This is a genomic window from Microbacterium sediminicola (assembly GCF_039531125.1).
GTDB lineage: Bacteria > Actinomycetota > Actinomycetes > Actinomycetales > Microbacteriaceae > Microbacterium > Microbacterium sediminicola.
In genome coordinates this window covers 829,372-848,641 of record NZ_BAAAPL010000002.1, presented here as the reverse complement: position 1 = coordinate 848,641, position 19,270 = coordinate 829,372, and the positions used below count along the sequence as shown (strand labels likewise).

Below are 19,270 nucleotides of genomic sequence, written 5' to 3'. Positions count from 1 at the left end.
GACGCGTTGAGAAGAAGGAGCACGAACGCTTTGGCATGATGACGAGGTGAGCATCCCTCGTTTCGCACCGCGCACCGAGCAGCTGCCGTCGGCGTCGCAGCCGTCGACGCCGGCACAGCGCCAGCGCTATGCCACGCTCATCGCCGAGGCGAAGTCGCTGCTCGAGTCCGGCGGCGATGATGCGCTGCAGATGAAGGAGCTGTCACGGCGCACCGGCGTGGCACTCTCGACGATCTACCGGTACTTCCCCTCGAAGCAGTGGCTGATCCTCGCGGTCGCGGTGCACCGGCGGCGCGAGTTGGCGGCCGACCCATCGCGCATCCTCTTCCACGAGGGGAAGGCATCCGAGCGCGTTGCCGGCTTCCTCCTCGAGAACCAACGTCGAGAGCACACCGAACAGTCGCTGATCGAGGCAGTGCGCGGAGCGGGCTATGTGGCAAGCCGCGACATCCGCGACGTCATCGAGCAGCTGCGCGACGAGTTCCTGCAGCACCTCATCACCGACGCCGGGCCGTTCTCCGCCGATCAGCTCCCGATCCTCGACCTCATCATCGAAGTCGCAGATCAGGTCTCTTCGCGCTCGAGTGCAGGATTTCTCACCGCGCGCGAGGCGCGATTCCGGCTTCTCATGATCTGCGAACTGCTCGACCTGAGCCCCGAACACATCAGCGAGATCGCGACCTCGGCCGTCACCGCCCGCTGATGATCGGCGCCAGAGCGGTGCCGATCGGGTAGGTGAAGTCGAAGACGACGGCCCCGGTTGCGGCAAGAACCGCGTTCCCGTCGGCGATGTCGGCCACCACGATCCGCCCCTGCTCACGTCCGTGGTCGTCGTACTCCACGCTGAGCTCGGATGCCGTCACCCGTGGGTCGCGGAAGACGACATCCATCGCGCCGTGGTGCGCCCGGAAGGCGACGGACCCCCGGTACCCGTCCCGATCGGCTGCAGCGGGAAATCGGAACGCGCCGTCGTCCTCCCGTGTCGCAGGTGCGATCACCTCGATCTCGCCCAGCGCCTCGACATAGTCGACAAACGACGTCTTGACGGCCCAGACCAATGCATCGGTCATGAGAAGAGGAGCACGGGCTTGATCGCGTCCCCCGAGTGCGAATCGGCCTCGGCCTTGTCGATCTGGTCGAAGGGGTAGGTCCTGATGAGCCTGTCGAAGGGGAACTCCCCGGCCTGCCACTTCTCGACCAGGTAGGGAATGAATTCCTGCGGGTCGGCCGCGCCCTCGAGAACGTACGAGATGGTCTTCCCCGTCAGCTGCGTCGGGTGCAGCGACAGCCCCGCCTCACTCGCTGCCACGAGCATGACCGCGCCACCGGGTCCGACGGAGTCGATCGCGGCTTCCATCACGGATGAGACGCCGGTGGTGTCCAGAGCGAAATCGAGGCCGGGTCCGTCATCCGTGATCTTCTCGACGAGCCTGCGGTCGCTTCCGAGCACGACGCGGGTCGCGCCGAGTTCGAGGGCGAGGTCGAGCCGCGACTGGTGGAGATCCACCGCCACGATGTCGGCAGCACCCGCCAGCTTCGCGCCGAGCACGGCGGCAAGCCCGACGGCTCCGGCGCCGAAGACCACGATCGACTGTCCCGGCTGCAGGTCCATCGCGCGCAGCACCGTGCCGGCACCGGTCTGGATGCCGCATCCGAGGGGACCGACCTTCGTCAGATCGACATCCGGCGCGACCCGCACCGCGCTGTTCTGATCGACGATCGCACGCGTGGCGAACGAGGACTGCCCGAACCAGCGATTGGCGATCTCGTTGCCGTCGGCATCTGTCGCAGAGACAGTGCCGTCGAGATTTCGCGCCGACATGTTGAGCGGCGTGAACAGCGCACAGTACGAGGGCGTCCCCGAGAGGCACTGATCGCACGCACCGCACGAGGCGAACGACAGCACCACGGCGTCACCGACCGCGACGCGGTCGACATCGGACCCGACAGCGGCGACAGTGCCCGCACCCTCGTGGCCGAGGATGGCCGGAAGCACGTAGGCGGCCATGCCCCGGGCGACGACGTCGGTGTGGCAGAAGCCGACGCTCACGAGGTCGACGAGGATCTCGGTCGGGCCGAGATCGGCGAGGGCCACCTCCTCGAACGAGAACGGGCTCTCGGGATCGCGCAGGACGGCGGCGGTTGTCGTGGTGGTCACGGTCACTCCTTCGTGACGAGTTCAGGATGGACGATGGCGAGTGCGCCGCTCCGGTCGCCGCGCTCTGCGATGAGTCGGCGCAGCTTCATGATCTTGCGCGGCTCGTTCACCGTGGCGGCCGCGATCACACGGTCGCCGTCGACGAAGATCGCGACGAACCTGTCGTCGTCGGGGGAGCCGCTGATGAATTCGACCTCGCCCGATGCGACCCCGACGAATTGGATGCGGTGGCCGTACCAGTCGGACCAGAAGTACGGGACCGTCTGGTACTCGTCGGCGTGCGTGGGATCCGCGGCATTCGCGCCCGCCCGCAGGCCCTGGTCCGAGGCGTTGGTCCAGTTCTCGAGCCGCATGCTCTGGTCGTAGACGGCGTTGGGCCAGTGGACGATGTCGCCCGCGGCCCACACGTCGGGAAGCGACGTGCGCAGGGCGACGTCGCAGACGACGCCGCGATCGCGCGGATGAAGCTCGATGCCGGAGCCTTCGAGCCACGACGTCGCCGGGGCCGCGCCGATGCCAATCACCACGAGATCTGCCGGGAGAACCTCTCCGGTCGAGAGCACGACCTCGGTGAGGCGGCCGCCTTCGCCGCGGTACTCGCTGATGGTCGTCGCGAGTTCCAACCTGGTGCCGTTGCGCGGGTGGAGCTCGGCGAGCGCGGCGCCGACGACCTCCCCCACGGCGCGCACGAGCGGAACCGGGGCCCCCTCGATAACGGTCGCAGTCGCGCCGAGCTTGCTCGCCGACGACGCGATCTCCGACCCGATGAAACCCGCCCCGAGCACGACGATGTTCGCGCCCGGGGTGAGACGGTCTCGCAGCTCATCGGCATCCTCGAGATTGCGGAGCGTAACGATTCCCTCGAGATCGGGAAGCCCCGGAAGGATGCGCGGCGCAGCGCCGGTGGCGAGGATCAGGCGGTCGTAGCCGATCTCCCCCGCGGTGGTCTCGATGACGCGACGCTCAGGGCGGAGCGCGGTCGCCGTTTCACCCAGCCGCAAGTCGACGCGCAGGTCGTCCCGCAGCTCTGCCTCGGTGCGCCAGAAGTCCGCCTCGGCTTCGCCGACCAGGTATCGCTTCGAGAGGGGCGGCCGGTCATACGGCAGATGCGTCTCCTGGCCGATCAGCACGATCTCGCCGTCGAAGCCCGCCCTGCGCGCGGCTTCGACGGCGCGCAGACCGGCAAGCGAGGCGCCCACGACGACGAGTCGAGTCATCAGCTCACCGCAACGATCTTGAGCGCCGACGCCGGGCACGAGAGCGCGATGTTCTCGAACTCGGCCTTCTCGGCCTCGGTGACCGCGTCGTCATGGACGATGAGGGTGCCGTCATCCCCCACCTCGAACCGGTCGTCGCGCATCGACTCGCAGATGCCGATGCCGGTGCAGCGGCCGCGGTCGACTTCAATACGGAAAGCGGTCATGATGTTCGCCTTTCTCAGCGGATGGTGACGGGAAGCGTCTTGACCCCGTTGATGAAGTCGTTGACGAGGCAGGTGGGCTCACCGAGCTCGATGTTCGGGAGCTTGGTGAGGATGTTCTTCATGAGGGCGCGGAGCTGGGACTTGGCCACCCCGTTGCCCAGGCAGTAGTGCACACCGCCGCCGCCGAATCCCAGATGCGGGTTTCGTGCGCGTGACAGGTCGAACTTCCACGGATCTTCGAAGAGCCGCTCATCGCGGTTTCCCGAGCAGTAGAAGATGCCGACCTTGTCGCCTTCAAGGATCCGCTGACCGCCGAAGTCCATGTCCCGCGTCGCCGTGCGCGCGAATTGGATGACAGGGCTGGCCCAGCGCACCATCTCTTCGACGGCACCGTTGATCCGTGCGTCGTAGTCGTCGAGGAGCCACGCCTTCTGGTCGGGGTTCTGGACAAGGTTCATCACCGACCAGGTCGTCGTCTGCTTGGTGGTGTCATTCCCCGCCGTCGACAGCAGCAGCATGATCATCGTGATGTCGCTGATGTCGAGCTTGCTGCCGTTGACGTCGGCCTGCACGAGCGCGGTCATGATGTCATCCGTCGGATGCTTCTCCCGTGCCTCCGCCATCTCGGTGCCGAGCTCGGCATAGAACCCGAAGGCCTCGGCGACGACGCCCATGCGCTCCTCCTCCGTCTCGCCTGCATCCGGATCCTGGAGGGCGAGGAGGTTGTCGCCGTTCTCGCGGAAGGCCTCCATGTGCTCCTCCGGCACCCCGAGCAGGTCGGCGACGGTAAGCATCGGGAGCCGGGAGGAGACCTCGGAGACGAACTCGATCTCGCCCGCGCCCACGACGCGGTCGACGATCTGCGCCGCACGCGCCTCGATCTTGTCGCTGAGTCGGGCGATGGCCTTCGGCGTGAAATACGAGCTCATGACCTTGCGGAAAGCGGTGTGCTCTGGCGGATCCTGATCGAGAAAGGCTGCGGCGACGGCCATCTCGGGACGGCTCGGATGCAGCATCGTGTGCCCCTTCGCCGACGAGAACAGCTCGTGGTGCTGGGAAACATACGAGATGTCCTCCGCCCGTACGACCGCCCAATACCCGGCCTGACCGTGGTCCTCGTAGCTCAGGTCGAGGTCTTCCATCGGCTTGTGCCAGCTGACCGGCGCCTCGTCGCGCAGGCGCTGGAACGCCTCGTCACGCTCCTGGAACGTCTTGGACCAGAAGGCCAAAGACGAGATGTCGACGTCGGTGGTGAGCGCGTGCTCGTTGGTGAACAGTCCAGCTGGCATGGCCCTTGTCTTTCGTGTGTGTCGGGAATGGGGGGAGAGAGATATCGCTACACGCTGCGGAGCAGCTTCTCTTTCTTCGGCGTGTAGGGCGGGAACGTCATCGCGGCGGGGTTCGGGCCCGGCGCCTTCTTGAGCACCGAGCGGTTGTGGCTGAAGATCTCGATGGACTTCTCACCGTGGTACGACCCCATGCCGGAGCCTCCGACGCCGCCGAAAGGCAGTGTGTCGACGCCCAGCTGGATCATCGACGCGTTGATCGCGACGGACCCGGACGAGGTGCGATCGAGGATCGCCTCGACCGGCCCATCGGACTGCGAGAACACGTACAGGGCGAGGGGCTTGTCTCCGGCGTTGATGCGGGCGATCGCCGCATCGATGCCCGCGACCGGCACGATCGGGAGCACCGGCCCGAAGATCTCCTCCTGCATCACGGGGTCGGTCATCTCGACGTCGACGAGCAGTGTCGGTGCGACATACCGCGTCTGCACATCGACCTCCCCTCCCAGGGCGATCTCGGCGCCGTCGATGAGTGCGGCCAGCCGCGCGGCGTGCCGCTCGTTGACGATGCGTCCGTAGTCGGGATTGCTGCGCGGATCATTCCCGTAGAAGTTCGCGATCTCGGTCTTGAGCGCGGCAACGAGCTTCGGCTGCATCTCCCGGGTCGTCATCACGTAGTCCGGAGCAACACAGGTCTGACCGGTGTTGAGGAACTTGCCCCAGGTCAGCCACTGCGCCGCCTTCGCGATGTCGGCGCTCGGATCGATCCACACCGGCGACTTGCCGCCGAGCTCGAGAGTGACGGGCGTGAGGTGCTTGGCGGCCGCAGCCATGACGATGCGCCCCACCGTGCCGTTGCCCGTATAGAAGATGTGGTCCCACGCGAGATCCAACAGCTCCGTGGTCTCGGCCACTCCACCTTCGATCACCGCGAACGCGCGTGGGTCGAGGTACTGCGGCACGAGGCGGGCGAGCACCTCCGAGGTGGCGGGCGCGAGCTCGCTCGGCTTGAGCACCACGGCATCCCCGGCGGCAATGGCTCCCACCGCCGGCATGAACAGCAGATCGACGGGATAGTTCCACGGCGCGATGACGAGGACGGTGCCCAGCGGCTCACGCTGGATGAATCCCCTCGACCACAGCGTCGGCATGAACGGCACGCGCTTGGGCCGCGTCCACTTCTCGAGGTTCTTCAGCAGGATCTTGACCTCGGTGAGCACCGGGCCGAGCTCGGTCATGTATCCCTCGACCGGGGGCTTGCCGAGGTCAGAGAAGATCGCGCGCTCGAGTTCCTCGTGGTTCTCGCGCAGCATCCGCTCGACGGCGCGGAGCTGCTCGCGTCGCCACGCGAGTGGCCGCGTCACCCCCGCGGCGAAGCCTGCGCGCACGGCGGCAACGCGTTCCGCGATGGTCGCGACCACCCCGTCGCGCGCGGCGGGATCCGCAACTGTCGCTGTCGAATCGATGTCGGTCATGTCGTCCCCCGCGGCTACGCGTTGCGCAGCTGCTTCTCCTTCTTCGGGGTGAAGGGCGGCTGGCTGAACTTCACGAAGTTCGGCAACCACGTCACCTTGTTGACGACGGAACGGTCGTGGCTGAACACCCGGACGCTCTCCTCACCGTGGTAGGCCCCCATACCGCTCGCTCCCACCCCGCCGAACGGCAGCGTGGAGACGCCGTTCTGGATGAGGTTGGCGTTGATGGCAACAGAACCGGACGAGGTCTTGCCGAGGAACGCCTCGACAGGCGCACCATCGCGCGAGAACAGGTACATCGCGAGCGGCTTGTCGCCGGCGTTGACGTGGGAGATCGCCGCTTCGGCGCTGGCGACGGGAACGATCGGGAGGATGGGGCCGAAGATCTCCTCCTGCATCACCGGGTCAGCGAATGCCACGTCCTGCAGCACGGTCGGAGCGATGTAGCGCTGGGCCACATCCACCTTGCCTCCGATCGCGACCTTCGAGCCCGAGATGAGGCGCGCCAGCCGGGTCGTGTGGCGTTCGTTGATGATGCGCCCGTACTCGGGGCTTCGCTCGGGGTCCACTCCGTAGAGTGCGGCGATCTCCTTCTTCAGCGCCTCGACGAGCTTGGGCTGCACCTCCGGGGTGGTGAGCACGTAGTCGGGTGCGACACAGGTCTGACCGGTATTGAGGAACTTGCCCCACGTCAGCCAGTTCGCGGTCTCGGCGATGTCGGCGGACGGGTCGACCCAGACAGGCGACTTTCCGCCGAGCTCGAGCGTGACAGGCGTGAGATGTTCGGCGGCGGCTCGCATCACGATGCGCCCCACCGCGCCGTTGCCCGTATAGAAGATGTGGTCCCAGGGCAGTGAAAGCAACTCCGTCGTCTCGGGGACGCCGCCATCGACGATCGCGATGGCGCGAGAGTCGAGATAGCGGGGAACGAGGCGTGTCATGAGGTCGCTGGTCGCGGGCGCGAGCTCGCTCGGCTTCATCACGACCGCATCCCCTGCGGCGATGGCACCGACGACGGGCATGAGCAGAAGGTGGACGGGATAGTTCCACGGAGCGATGACGAGCACCGTACCCAGGGGCTCGCGCTGGATGAAGCCGTTCGACATGACCGTCGGGACGAAGGGGATCTTGCGCCGCTTCGTCCACTTCGCAAGGTTCTTCAGCGTGTGCTTGATCTCGGTCTTGACCGAGCCGATCTCGGTCATGTAGCCCTCGACGGGATGCTTGCCGAGGTCGGCGAGCACCGCCTGCTCGATCGCTGTCCCGTTCTCGACGAGCAGGCGGGTCAGCGCGTTCAGCTGCTGACGCCGCCACTCCAGCGGCCGGGTGATGCCGGCCTCGAACCCTGCGCGGACCTTCGCGACCTGGTCGGCGATCGAGCCCCCCGCGTCTCGGGGGGCGTCGACCGCCGACGTCGCGACAGTGGTGTCGACCATCGATGGGCCTTGCGTCGTCCGGGCCGCGCTCAGGCGCGCGTCCCAGTGACCTTCTGCGCCGGGAACATGCCGGGCTTGACGGTGCCGGAGATCTCATCACCCTCGACGAGGAGGTTCCACTTCATGTGAAGCTTCATGGGCTTGAGCGTGTCGTTCTCGAACGTGACACCGCCGTCGTCGTCGAAGGCGACGACGGGGATCTCCGCATCGCCTTCAGGACCGTCGATGACGAAGCCCTTCGGGCCCTCTTCGAAACGGAGCGAGAAGTTCTGCGCCCCGGTGGGGGCCTTGACGGTGAGGTTCCAGGTGCCGATCTGCGTGGACATCTTTGTCTCTCTTTCTTGTTGGATGGGGGTGGTGCGGGAGGTCAGACGCCGCGCGGCGCCGTCAGTGCGTCGGGGTGCTCAGCGAGGTACTGCGCGCGCACCTCGCGTGCGTGCTCGATGAGACGGGCGCCGTCGGGACCCCAGAGGGTGCGGATCCACTTGCGTTCGACGAAGCGGCGCTGCAGCACCCAGGCGACGGGCAGGAAGAGCTTGGCAGCGATGGCCGCCCAGGTCGCCTTCGCCGGGCTCAGGCCGTGGGCCAGGCGGTATTCGCGCGGGAGGGCGCCCAACATGGGGAGCTCCATCCCGAGGATCACGAAGTAAATGACCTTCAGAGCCTTCATCTGGGTCTTGTCCCAGTTCTTCTTGCCCACCTTGTTCTGCAGCTCGAGCATGCTCTCGCCGGTGTCGAGCTGGTTCTGGACGGTGTCGCTGTGCTGGAAGAACTTCGCATACTTCGCGTACAGCGCGTCGAGCTCAGCCATGCTGTGCGGGACTTCGGCCGGGTCGGCGCCGTGCAGGATGGCGTACTTCGACGACTCGTCGATGAACATGTCGCGCTTCCACGCCGGGAGCTTCTTCGGCGGACGCCAGCCGTTGAAGGCGAATGCCTCATACGCGCACAGCATGGGGTGCATTTCGGTGTACGTGGCCCACAGCGACTCTCTCGGGCCGACCGCGTCGTATCCGCCGAGCTCGGGCTGGCCGGGATCCATGACATCACCCTTGAGTGGCGTGTGGATCTTGTGGAGCCACGCGGCCATGTGCTCGGCGGTCGGGGTGTCTCCGAGCCACAGGGGAACATGCATTCCCGCGCCGCGCGTCACCCGTTCCATCGCGTCGAACAGGGTGAAGACGCCGGCTCGCGCCTTCTTCGAGAGCGGCTCATAGTCGCGCACGGCACCCTGAATCGGCAGGTAGACATCCTGGGCGAGCTTCTGCGCGGCGTGGTGGAAGATCACCATCGCCGGATTCGTGAAGACCTCCCAGACCACGGTGTCGGGTCCGAAGATCCCGTAGTCAGGCGTGCCGTCCGCCTTCGTCGACTCGCCCGCCGCGACCGGGACCATGCCGCGGCGCCAGCGACGCTCGTCGCCCTTGACATCGGCGTCGGTGATCGGCTTGAGGACGGGCTCCTCATGCCTCTCGGTGATCTCGTAGATGCTGCTCATGGCTCAACTCCCTCGTTGGACCGGACGCTGTCCTGTATTGGTCTGTGGTCGATAATACAGGACAGTGTCCTGTATTGCTATCTGATCACTCCGCCGTGCGAATTCGGCTGAGGTCCTCCCACTCGATCCAGCCGATCCCGTCCCGGCCGTCATCGGTGTGGAACTTCGCGAGCGCGCGGATGAAATGCGCCTCGCGACCGTCCTCTGCGAGCAGGCGCAGACTGCCGTAGGCCAGCGGCTCCGCGTCGAACTTCAGGTGGGCTTCGTTGAGCGTGATGCGAGCCCGCGTGAGTGTGCCTGTCTCCCCGACCTCGATCTCGGACCTGCCCGAAAGCAACTCCGTGACGTCCTCACCCTGCTGCGAGTACCCCCACGCAAGACCTGGTGTCTCTTCGACGGTGACCGCGTGGACCTTCTCGCCGTCCTCAAGTCGGAACGCCGTCCACATCCACGCGTTACCCCACCAGTCGCGAATACCCCACGAGTGATCGCGCTGACCGTCGCCGGCGAAGGTAATCTCCTCACCGTCGATGGTGATCGTTCCGGTCACGCGGCAGGGGATCTCATACCGCGTCGTCTGGCGCCAGCGATAGTCGACCCCATCCCGTTCCCAGGTCAGCTTCACGGAGACCGCGACAGCCTCCCCCTCCTCGCCCCGCAGGATCGCGGCGTCGTCCGCGTAGATCCGCGCCTCGCCCTCGAACGTCACGACGAACTCGTCGACCGGACGGGGGATGCTGTAGTCGAGCGTGTACGTCGGCGCATCGACGGTCAGCCGCACGCCCTCCGCCGCCCACTCCGGCAACGGCGCTTCCGCGTCAGAGAGGATGATCGGGCGGTGGCCCGGACGCACGAGCGCGAGCGATACGAGCGACGTGCCCAGATTCCGCGTGTCGCCGATGCGGGTGTACACGCCGAGCTGGCCGTCATCGCTCACCGCGTCGAGGTAGTAGCTCTCACTCCAGAGCTTCGCCTTGCCGGTGGTGTGCGCGCCCTCGTCGATCGGATCGACGCGGAGCGGTTCGACTTTCTCGGGCTCCGGAAGCAGGTCGAGGGAACCGAGGTCGATCGCCTGCTGGCAGGAACGGATCGCCCAGTTGAGAAACATCTCCTCGGTGCGCTCGGTCCCTTCGACGAAGACGGCAGAGACCAGGGGCATCGCGATTCCCCAGAAGACCTGACGACGATACTCCTCCCATGCGTGCTCCCAGGCGAAGTCGGTCACGCCGTTGGCGATAAGCGTGTCGTGGTAGAGGCGCACGAGGCGCGCTTCGTGTTCGCGGCGCTCCTCAACCGTCAGACTGCTGCCGAGGAAGTAGGAGACGTCTGTCATCACGTGTCCCCACTGCACGGTCTGCCAGTCGACGAGCAAAGCCTCATCGACGCCACCGAACAGCACATTGTCGAGCCGCGCATCGGCATGGACGAGCCCGAACGGCGCTCGGCGGTCGGCATTGTGCTGATCCGCGACTGCGGCATAGCGGCGCAGCACGTCGCCGAGTTCATCCGGGAAGCGATCGCCATACTTCTCGGTGAAGGTCGGCACCGTCCCGGAGAGCAGTGCCGTGCTCATGAAGTTCGTGTCGTCCCCGGCGAACGGCGAAATCTCCCCGAATTTCTCGTCATTCCAGACCGGCGCGTGCACTTTTGCGAGCGTTCGCATCACGATTTCCGCCTGCGCAACGGTCGCGCCGACGAGCTGGTCGCCCGGGACCGTGTCTGTCGCGTCGTGCATCACCAGGGTGAACCACCCCTCCGCATGATCGAGTGCTGAATAGTGATGCCCGGGCAGAGGGCCGACGATGTGGTCACGGATGTTCTGGTAGAACGCGACCTCGCGCACGTAGGCGCCCATCATGAGTCCGAGGTTGCGCACCGACTCGTCCTCAGAGGCGAGCTTGACAATCACCGTTCCGCTCTCGGCGCCGGAGTAGCGAACGCGCAGCGTCAACGCCATCGCCCCCGTGCCGATCCCGGTCACCTCCTCGACACGCAGCCCTCGCGTGCCGAGGACCTGCGAGAGCCACTCGTCGGTGATCTCGGAACGATCGTGGATGAGCAAGGACTCGTCGGTTGCCACAGCCATGTGTACGGACCTTTCGTCTGGATCGCATCGTTGCGTTCCGACTCGAGGCAGCACTCGTCGCTGCGCGCGCCTCGGTACGGGTAGTACTACATAACAGGACAGTGTCCGGTTTAGCAATACCGGACACTGTCCTTTTCGTGACAGCGCAAAGCATCGCTTCTCAGACTGCGAGGGATGCGGGCGTTACGCGCGTCAGGAGTGCGGGGCGGCCTTTGCTGCCGTTGCGAGCAGCTCGCGCAACGCATCGACGATCGGCTCCGGGTCGAGAGTCGAGTCGTAGAGCAGACGCAGCTGCAGCCCGTCGACCACCGACGAGATCAAGACCGAGAGGACGCGGAGGTCCATATCGCGCGGCACACCGCCGGCGCGCTGCAACTCGGCCAGCTCAGCGATGCCGAAAGTCTCGAGGCGCTCGTAGCGGTCGACGAAGAATTGGTGGGCGACGTTCTGCGGGTCGGTGGCCTCGGCCGCAAGTCGGATGTAGAGCTCGGTCAGCCCAGTATCCTTCGCGTTCCTGGCGAGAACTTCGCGGATCACCTCGAAGATCAGGTCGACGCCCGCGTCGTGCGTGGCCTCGACGCCCGACTCATCACGGCGCGCGAGAACGGCGGTGAGCAGCTCATGCTTGCTCGCGAAGTGGTGCCCGACACCCGTCTTGCTCAGACCGGCCGCGTCGGCGATCGTGCGAATGGTCGCGGCGTTGTACCCGTTCTCGGCAACAGTCTCGAGTGCGACGTCGAGGATCTCCTCGCGCTTCGCCGCACCCTTCGGGTAGTTGCGCCTGGCCATTACGGGAGTGTATCGCCAGCGAAGCGCGGCTAGTCTCGACTCGATGCCGGACACAGTCCTGCATCTGGCCTCGAGCCGAAGGGAAGTCGAGTGCAGCCACCTCGGAGGGAATCGATGAGTCGCCTCGACGTACCCGGAACCTTCAACTTCCGCGAAGTCGCCCCCGGTCGAGTGCAGGCAGGCAGCTTGTTCCGCTCCGACGCCCTGGATCGACTCGGCGAGCCCGGCCGAAGGGCCGTAGTCCAGCTCGACCTCCGCGTCATCATCGATCTGCGCAGCGATCTCGACCTCCAACTCGGAGGTCGAGATGATCTGGACGGCATAGACGCGGAGTACGTGCGCCATCCGATTCTGAGCGCGGGGATGAACCTCGACCCGGAATCACTCGATCTTCGCCGGATCTATCGCGGGATACTGACCGACCACGGCGACGAACTCGCGCTTGCCATGCACGCCGTTGCACAGGCGACCGGCCCGGCCCTCGTTCACTGCACCGCCGGCAAAGACCGGACTGGGCTGGTCGTCGCTCTCACTCTGGATGCCGTCGGCGTCGACCGCGAGACGATCCTCGAGGACTATGCCCTGACGACCGCGAACCTGGCGGGCGCATGGAGCGACGGCATCTTTGCCAAGCTGCGCGGATACGGGGTCGAGGTCACAGATCCTCTGACCGAGGTGATGGCGAAGGCGCCCCCGGCAGTCCTCAGGGACACCTTCGCCTGGCTGGAAAGCGCGCACGGCGACGTGAGAAGCTACCTCGCGTCGATCGGTGTCGACGACGTCGCCATCGAGGCGCTGCGCCGAAAGCTGCTCGTCAGCTGACGGAAGGCGCGGAAAGACCATCGGCAAGCTCGATCAGCTCCGCCGCCCACCGCTCGCCCTTGTCGCGGGTGAACCGCGCGATCGGCATCGAGATGCTGATCGCCGCGCGCTGGCCGCCCAGGTCTCCCGTCGCGATCGCCATGGCGGCGATCCCCGGCTCGCTCTCCTCGAAGTTCCACCCGATGCGCGTCTCGCGCACGTCGGTGATCTGCTCATGCAGCGATTCGAGGTCGACGTCGACCCGGCCGCGGCGAGGGCTGGCCATGGCCATCCGGTAGCGCGCGTCGATCTCCTCATCCGTCAGCTCGGCCAGCAGCGCCTTTCCCGCGGACGTGCGGTGAGCCGGTAGCCAGACGCCGACCCGCAGACCGAACCGCAGCGAGTGCGACGTCGCTTCGATGCCGTCCAGATGCTGGATCTGCGTCCCGGCCAAGGTCGCGATGTGGACGGTCTCGTCCGTGCGCTCGTACAGTCGCTCCAGCGCCGGCCGAAGGCGCATGACGAGCGAGGGCTGAGGGAAGGCCGCGTGGTCGACGCGCAGCGCGGGCCCGACGGAGTAGCGCTTGTCCGCGCCGCGCTCCACGAAGTCCTGCATGGCCAGCGTCGCGAGCAGCCGGTATGCCGTCGACACGTTGACGTCGAGTGCCGAGGCCGCCTCCGTCACGTTCACCGAGCCCTCGTCCAGAACGAGCGTCATGAGCGTCAGCGCGCGGCTGACGGACTGGATGGGTTCTACTTTGCGCTCCACGCAAACTATTCTAGTTGCTTTTGCTCCTGGCGCGCGTAATGTCGATGACGCAACGGGGCACAGACATCGAGATTCGCAAGATTCCGATGCAGAGGGGTCTTCTCGAGCCCGTTCGCACAGCCGACGTCAACGAGCAGAGGAAGTCATGTCACCGACCAACACGGAGTCCATCACCTCGGTGATGAGCGGGGGCGGAAGGCCGGCGAACAGCCGCCGCGAGATCAAGATCGTCGAGACCTCGCTGCGCGACGGGCACCAGAGCCTCTGGGCGACGCGCATGCGCACCGACCACATCGTCTCGATGGCCGAGCACTACGACCGGGCGGGCTTCGAGCAGGTCGACCTGGTCGCGCCCATTCAGTTCGATGTCGCCGTCCGCTACCTCAAGGAGGATCCGTGGGAGCGGGTGCGCCTCGCGCACGAGCACATGCCCCACACGAAGCTGCGGGCCCTGATCCGCTCGCGCAACATCGCCGCGTTCGACTTCCTCCCGGACGACGTGATCATGGCCTGGGTCGAGCGGCTCTACGCGAACGGCTTCCGCGTCATCGGGTCGTTCGACGGCCTGAACGACATGGACAACATCGTTCCGGGCCTGATCCGCGCAAAGGAGCTCGGCGCGTCCACCTTCGGCGCGGTCTCGTTCTCCGAGAGCCCCGTGCACACCGACGAGCTGTTCATCACGAGGGCGCGCGAGCTCATCGAACGAGCCGACGTCGACGCGATCATGCTGAAAGACGCGGCAGGACTGCTCACCCCGGACCGCATCCGAACGCTCGTTCCGGCTCTGAAGGACGCGATCGGCGACCGCACCCTCGAGGTGCACACCCACTCGCTGACCGGACTCGCGCCGCTCGTCTACCTCGAGGCGGTCGAGCTCGGCGCCGACCAGATCCACACCTCCATCTGGCCGCTGGCCACGGGGAACGCCCAGCCCTCGACGCAGACCCTCGTCCGCGATCTGCGGGCGCTCGGATACCAGGTGAACGTCGACCTCGATGAGGTGGATGCCATCAGCCGCGAGCTGGTCACGATCGCCGAGACCGAGGGCAAGCCCCTCGGCGCACCGGTCGAATACAACGGCGTGCACTATATGCACCAGATCCCGGGCGGCATGCTCGCCAACTTCCGCTCACAGCTGGAGACGGCGGGACTCTCCGACCGCTACGACGATCTTCTGGTCGAGGTCGCACGGGTCCGCAACGAGTTGGCCTACCCGATCATGATCACGCCCTTCGCGCAGTTCGTGGGCGTGCAGGCGGTCATGAATGTCATCACGGGCGATCGGTACTCCGCGGTCCCGAACGAGATCAAGAAGTACGCCCTCGGCTACTACGGCGAGCTGCTCGCGGAGATCGACCCCGAGATCCGCGAGAAGATCATCGCCAACGGCCCCTCCGACATTCCGCTCGAACCGCCGACGACAATCCCTCCCCTGCTTCCGACGCTGCGCGAGCAGTACCCGGACGAGGACATCGACACACTGCTGCTGCGCGCGATGTTCGCCGGCTCGCAGGTGGATGAGATGAAGCGGACCGTCGCTGCGGGCGGGAACCCCGACGAGATGTCCGGCCCCTATCTCTCACTCATCAAGACGCTCTACCAGAAGCTCCCGACCGGGACGCGGACGCTGAGCGCCGGAGAACTCACCATTCGCATCGAAAGAGGAGACAGCGAAAATGTCGCATAACTCACCCGACCTCGCCGAGCTGCGAGCGATCATCGACTGGGTCAACATGACCGACGACGTTCGCGAGCTGTCGATCACCTTCGGCGACGTGGACCTGTTCATCTCCCGCGACCGCCAGTCGACGGGCTCGAAGGCAGCCGTCGCCGCGGCGCCGACACCGGTCGCCCCCGCACCGGCCGCCCCCACGGTCGCGGCTCCGCCCGCAACCGCAACTCCCGCCGGCGCCGAGCTCGGCCCCAAGGAGGTTCTCGTGAAGGCCCCGATGGTCGGCATGTTCTACGCCTCACCCAAGCCCGGCGCACCCACGTTCGTCAGCGTCGGCGACCAGGTCGAGGTGGGGTCGGTGCTGTGCATCGTCGAGGTCATGAAGCTGATGAACAACGTCGAGGCCTCGGTCGCGGGCACCGTCTCGCGCATCCTCGTCGACAACGAGCAGGCGGTCGAGTACGGTCAGCCGCTGATGGTCATCACGCGCAATGACTGAGCCCCTGAAGAGCGTCCTCATCGCCAACCGCGGCGAAATCGCCCTGCGCGTCATCCGGGCCTGCAAAGAGCTGGGGATCAAGAGCGTGCTCGCCTACTCCGAGGCGGACGCGCAGTCCCTGCCCGTGCAGCTCGCCGACCAGGCGGTCTGCATCGGTCCGGCTCAGGTGGCGCAGAGCTACCGCAACGCGCAGGCCGTGATCAGCGCCGCACTCGCCTACAAGGTGGATGCGATCCATCCCGGCTACGGGTTCCTGTCGGAGAACGCCGACTTCGCCGCCCTGTGCGAGGACGAAGGCGTTACCTTCGTCGGCCCGGCATCCGATGTGATCCGTCGCATGGGCGACAAGATCGAGGCGAAGAAGATCGCCCGCCGCGCGGGCGTTCCCACCGTGCCCGGCTCCGTCGGCGCGGTCAGCGAGTACCGCGAGGCACTCGCGATCGCGAACGAGGTGGGGTACCCGATGCTGATCAAGGCAGCAGCCGGCGGCGGCGGCCGCGGCATGCGGGTCGTCGAGACCGCGGAGACGCTCGAGCGCGACCTCGCCGAGATCATGTCCGAGGCCGAGACCGCGTTCGGTGACCCGTCCGTCTATATCGAGCGCTACCTCACCGACATCCGCCACATCGAGATCCAGGTGATCTCCGACGGCGAGACCGTCCTGCACCTCGGCGAACGCGACTGCACGGCGCAGCGGCGAAACCAGAAGCTGATCGAGGAATCCCCCTCGCCGGCCTTGGACGACACCCTGCGCCGGGGTCTCTCCGAGGCGGCAACGGCCTTGTGTCGCGAGGTCGGCTATCGGAACGCCGGCACGGTCGAGTTCGTCTTCGACAACATCGATCGCACCTACTACTTCATCGAGATGAACACCCGCATCCAGGTCGAGCACCCGGTGACGGAGATGGTGACCGGGCTCGATCTCATCAAGATGCAGCTGCAGATCGCCGGCGGACAGCCGATCACGCTGACCCAGGACGACGTACGTCTGAACGGGCACGCGATCGAGTGCCGCATCAACGCCGAAGACCCCCAGAACGGCTTCGCCCCCAGCCCCGGGGTCGTGGGCGCGTTCCGCGCTCCCGGCGGCTTCGGCGTGCGGTTGGACTCTCACGTCCAGGCCGGGTACGCGATCCCCCCGTTCTACGACTCAATGATCGGCAAGCTCATCTGCTGGGGCAACGACCGCGACGAAGCTATCGAGCGGGCGATCCGTGCCCTCGACGAGCTGGTGGTCGATGGCATCATCACCACCGCCGACTTCCACAAGGAGATCCTTCGCAGCACGAAGTTCTCCCACGGGCACTTCAACACCGCGTTCGTCGCCGAGCTGCTCGCCGCCCGGGTGGGCTGACCAGCACACCTTCCCATCCCCACCACTACGAAAGGAGAGCCCCATGTCTCTCGCCACCACCCCGCAGCGTCGCGTGCTCGCGGACCTCGTCGCCCGTCCTTCGAGCCGAACGCGGGCGTTCGCCGTCGATACCGGTCTCGTGATCACCGGCGTGATCGTCGTCGCCCTGCTTGCCAAGGTCTCGTTCTTCATCGGTCCCGTGCCGATCACCGGACAGACTCTCGGCGTCATCGTCGTCGGCGCGGCGCTCGGTGCACGACGCGGCGCCGCAGCACTGACGACCTACATGCTCGCCGGCCTCGCCGGTCTTCCGGTGTTCGCCGGCATCGCCGCCGGCCCCGCCTATGTGCTGTCGCCGTCGTTCGGCTTCATCCTCGGCTTCATCCCCGCCGCCTTCGTCGCGGGATGGTTCGCCGAGCGCGCCTGGGATCGCAACCCGATTCTGGCCTTCGTCGGATTCGCCGCAGCCACGGCGATCCCCTTCCTCATCGGCGTCCCCTACATGGCGCTGATCCTGGCCACCGTGCTCGGGCAGGAGATCACCCTCGGCAGCGTGATGGCCGCCGGCGTCCTGCCGTTCATCGTCCCGGGTCTGATCAAGGCGGGCTTCGCCGCCCTCCTCGTCCCGGCGGCGTGGAAGCTCACGAAGGCCGTCGATCGCGCGAAGCGGCAGTAGACCCGGCGCGGGTGGTCGTCAGACCGCGGTGAAGCCGCCGTCGACGACCACCTGGGACCCCGTCATGAAGCTTGCCGCGTCGCTCAGCAGGAAGACCACGAGGTTCGCCACCTCTTCGGGCTCTCCCAATCGACCGATCGGATGCTTCGCCACAAGTTCCTCATATGCCTCGCGCGGCATCGCAGCCAGCAGCGGGGTCTCGATGTAACCCGGGTGTACGGAGTTCACTCGGATGCCCTGGGCGGCGTAGCTCGCCGCGGCGGACTTGGTCATTCCGGCGACACCGTGCTTGGCCGCCGTGTAGGCCGCGACCTGCGACTCACCCACGAGGCCCAGGATCGATGAGTTGTTCACAATCGCGCCCCCTCCGGAGGCGATCATCGCCGGCATCTCGTACCGCATGCCATAGAACACCGAGTCGAGATTGACCGCCATCAGCTGCCGGTAGGACGCGAAGCCGTCGGAGTCGTCATAGTCGCCGATCGGTCCCTGCCGGCCTGTGATGCCGGCGTTGTTGAATGCGAGGTGCAGACCACCGAAGTCCGACTGGCTATCCGGGGTTTCGCGACGCGATCGCGCGCATCGATCGCACCATCGATGAAGTGCACACCTTCGACCCGGCGGATTCCCGCCGGACGGTGCGCATCGCGCTGTCCGAGCTGGGCGAGATCGGATGGCTCCCCGCGATCCTGTCGGCTCTGCGCGCTCGAGCCCCCCACGTTCGGGTGGAGGTCGTCGCCCTCGACGTCGACGCCCTGCCCGAGTGGCTGGCCCGGGGAATCGTGGATCTCGCCGTGACAACCGCAACCATTCCTGGCCGCTTCGAACGCCGCATCCTGAAATCGCAGCGGTACGCAGTAGTGATGTCGGAGAGCAATCCCCTCGCCGACGCTCCCATGGATCTGGACGCGTACGCGGGCGCCGAACACGTCGTCGCGAGAGAGGACTCCGGTGCGCCCCTGCTGTCGATGGCACAGCGGCGCGCGGGCCTCGCGATCGAGCCGACCGTGTCCCTCCGACATGTGACCACCCTGCCGCCCGTGATCGCCGCGAGTCGCGCGCTCATCGCGACGGTCCCGGACACGATCGGCGAGGGGTGGGCCGCCACGTGGCCGTTGGCTGTACGACCGCTGCCGTTCGACATGGCGCCGGTGGATGTCGCGCTCTATCGACGGGCGACGACGCAGCACATGGCAGCGCTCGACTGGCTGTACGCGACCGTCGCACACGCCATCGAAGGCTCCTCAGGCCGTTTCTTCGTGATCCACGGCGATAGCATCCCCGAGACACGCGTCGCAGCTGGGCGCTGACTGCGGGCCAATCTGGACCCGCCTTCACACACGAA

20 protein-coding genes are annotated in these 19,270 nt (G+C 66.4%); 7 read left to right on the top strand and 13 right to left on the bottom strand.

From position 1 onward, the window contains the following. Positions 1 to 46: 46 nt before the first annotated feature. Positions 47 to 703, top strand: a complete 657-nt coding sequence (locus ABD206_RS12595; protein ID WP_344073111.1) for a TetR/AcrR family transcriptional regulator — start codon at positions 47 to 49, stop codon at positions 701 to 703. Here the strand turns inward: ABD206_RS12595 and ABD206_RS12590 are convergent. The 11 genes from ABD206_RS12590 to ABD206_RS12540 all read right to left on the bottom strand — a co-directional run bounded on the left by ABD206_RS12590 (position 690) and on the right by ABD206_RS12540 (position 12,151). Further along, on the bottom strand, positions 690 to 1,070 hold the full coding sequence (locus ABD206_RS12590; RefSeq protein WP_344073109.1) for an HtaA domain-containing protein: 381 nt from the start codon (positions 1,068 to 1,070) through the stop codon (positions 690 to 692). The two genes, ABD206_RS12595 and ABD206_RS12590, sit on opposite strands and share 14 nt — an antisense overlap. Further along, a complete protein-coding gene (locus tag ABD206_RS12585) occupies positions 1,067 to 2,158 on the bottom strand; it encodes an NAD(P)-dependent alcohol dehydrogenase (protein WP_344073107.1) in 1,092 nt (363 codons plus the stop codon). Before ABD206_RS12585 ends, ABD206_RS12590 begins: the two co-directional genes overlap by 4 nt. Positions 2,159 to 2,160: 2 nt before the next feature. Beyond that, entirely contained in the window at positions 2,161 to 3,375 is a 1,215-nt protein-coding gene (locus ABD206_RS12580; protein ID WP_344073105.1) for an NAD(P)/FAD-dependent oxidoreductase, read from the bottom strand. Beyond that, positions 3,375 to 3,581, bottom strand: coding sequence for a ferredoxin (locus ABD206_RS12575; protein ID WP_344073103.1), 207 nt, complete (start codon positions 3,579 to 3,581; stop codon positions 3,375 to 3,377). Before ABD206_RS12575 ends, ABD206_RS12580 begins: the two co-directional genes overlap by 1 nt. A 14-nt stretch (positions 3,582 to 3,595) precedes the next feature. Then, complete coding sequence (locus ABD206_RS12570) at positions 3,596 to 4,870, bottom strand: cytochrome P450 (RefSeq protein ID WP_344073101.1); 1,275 nt, start codon at positions 4,868 to 4,870, stop codon at positions 3,596 to 3,598. Between the two features lie 47 nt (positions 4,871 to 4,917). Beyond that, positions 4,918 to 6,342 carry an aldehyde dehydrogenase family protein gene (locus tag ABD206_RS12565; RefSeq protein ID WP_344073098.1) on the bottom strand — a complete coding sequence of 475 codons (1,425 nt, stop codon included), beginning with the start codon at positions 6,340 to 6,342 and terminating at the stop codon, positions 4,918 to 4,920. A 14-nt stretch (positions 6,343 to 6,356) separates the two neighbouring features. Beyond that, positions 6,357 to 7,778, bottom strand: a complete 1,422-nt coding sequence (locus ABD206_RS12560) for an aldehyde dehydrogenase family protein (RefSeq protein WP_344073096.1) — start codon at positions 7,776 to 7,778, stop codon at positions 6,357 to 6,359. Between the two features lie 29 nt (positions 7,779 to 7,807). Next, entirely contained in the window at positions 7,808 to 8,104 is a 297-nt protein-coding gene (locus ABD206_RS12555) for a hypothetical protein (protein ID WP_344073094.1), read from the bottom strand. A 41-nt stretch (positions 8,105 to 8,145) separates the two neighbouring features. Further along, positions 8,146 to 9,276: an oxygenase MpaB family protein gene (locus ABD206_RS12550; RefSeq protein WP_344073092.1), complete on the bottom strand. Its 1,131-nt coding sequence runs from the start codon at positions 9,274 to 9,276 to the stop codon at positions 8,146 to 8,148. Between the two features lie 85 nt (positions 9,277 to 9,361). Then, complete coding sequence (locus ABD206_RS12545) at positions 9,362 to 11,362, bottom strand: DUF7064 domain-containing protein (RefSeq protein ID WP_344073090.1); 2,001 nt, start codon at positions 11,360 to 11,362, stop codon at positions 9,362 to 9,364. Between the two features lie 192 nt (positions 11,363 to 11,554). After that, positions 11,555 to 12,151, bottom strand: coding sequence for a TetR/AcrR family transcriptional regulator (locus ABD206_RS12540; RefSeq protein ID WP_344073087.1), 597 nt, complete (start codon positions 12,149 to 12,151; stop codon positions 11,555 to 11,557). Positions 12,152 to 12,265: 114 nt separating this feature from the next. On the opposite strand from ABD206_RS12540, the gene ABD206_RS12535 reads away from it, so the two are divergent. After that, on the top strand, positions 12,266 to 12,973 hold the full coding sequence (locus ABD206_RS12535; protein WP_344073085.1) for a tyrosine-protein phosphatase: 708 nt from the start codon (positions 12,266 to 12,268) through the stop codon (positions 12,971 to 12,973). Here ABD206_RS12535 and ABD206_RS12530 read toward each other — a convergent pair. Beyond that, positions 12,966 to 13,721 carry an IclR family transcriptional regulator gene (locus ABD206_RS12530; protein WP_344073083.1) on the bottom strand — a complete coding sequence of 252 codons (756 nt, stop codon included), beginning with the start codon at positions 13,719 to 13,721 and terminating at the stop codon, positions 12,966 to 12,968. The genes ABD206_RS12535 and ABD206_RS12530 overlap by 8 nt on opposite strands. A gap of 145 nt (positions 13,722 to 13,866) precedes the next feature. Between ABD206_RS12530 and ABD206_RS12525 the strand changes: the two genes are divergently transcribed. From ABD206_RS12525 to ABD206_RS12510, 4 genes are read left to right on the top strand one after another with little or no spacing between them, the layout of a single operon-like run. After that, positions 13,867 to 15,411, top strand: a complete 1,545-nt coding sequence (locus ABD206_RS12525) for a pyruvate carboxylase subunit B (protein ID WP_344073081.1) — start codon at positions 13,867 to 13,869, stop codon at positions 15,409 to 15,411. After that, complete coding sequence (gene accB, locus ABD206_RS12520) at positions 15,401 to 15,895, top strand: acetyl-CoA carboxylase biotin carboxyl carrier protein (protein WP_344073077.1); 495 nt, start codon at positions 15,401 to 15,403, stop codon at positions 15,893 to 15,895. The genes ABD206_RS12525 and accB overlap by 11 nt, the downstream gene beginning before the upstream one ends. Next, positions 15,888 to 17,249: an acetyl-CoA carboxylase biotin carboxylase subunit gene (accC, locus tag ABD206_RS12515; protein ID WP_344073075.1), complete on the top strand. Its 1,362-nt coding sequence runs from the start codon at positions 15,888 to 15,890 to the stop codon at positions 17,247 to 17,249. The genes accB and accC overlap by 8 nt, the downstream gene beginning before the upstream one ends. A gap of 43 nt (positions 17,250 to 17,292) precedes the next feature. Further along, positions 17,293 to 17,925 carry a biotin transporter BioY gene (locus ABD206_RS12510; RefSeq protein ID WP_344073073.1) on the top strand — a complete coding sequence of 211 codons (633 nt, stop codon included), beginning with the start codon at positions 17,293 to 17,295 and terminating at the stop codon, positions 17,923 to 17,925. An 18-nt stretch (positions 17,926 to 17,943) separates the two neighbouring features. Here ABD206_RS12510 and ABD206_RS12505 read toward each other — a convergent pair whose 3' ends face one another. Further along, positions 17,944 to 18,600 carry an SDR family NAD(P)-dependent oxidoreductase gene (locus tag ABD206_RS12505; RefSeq protein ID WP_344073559.1) on the bottom strand — a complete coding sequence of 219 codons (657 nt, stop codon included), beginning with the start codon at positions 18,598 to 18,600 and terminating at the stop codon, positions 17,944 to 17,946. On the opposite strand from ABD206_RS12505, the gene ABD206_RS12500 reads away from it, so the two are divergent. Next, the gene (locus ABD206_RS12500) at positions 18,528 to 19,235 is read left to right on the top strand and encodes a LysR substrate-binding domain-containing protein (protein WP_344073071.1); all 708 of its coding nucleotides are present in this window, start codon (positions 18,528 to 18,530) and stop codon (positions 19,233 to 19,235) included. The genes ABD206_RS12505 and ABD206_RS12500 overlap by 73 nt on opposite strands. Positions 19,236 to 19,270 lie beyond the last annotated feature (35 nt).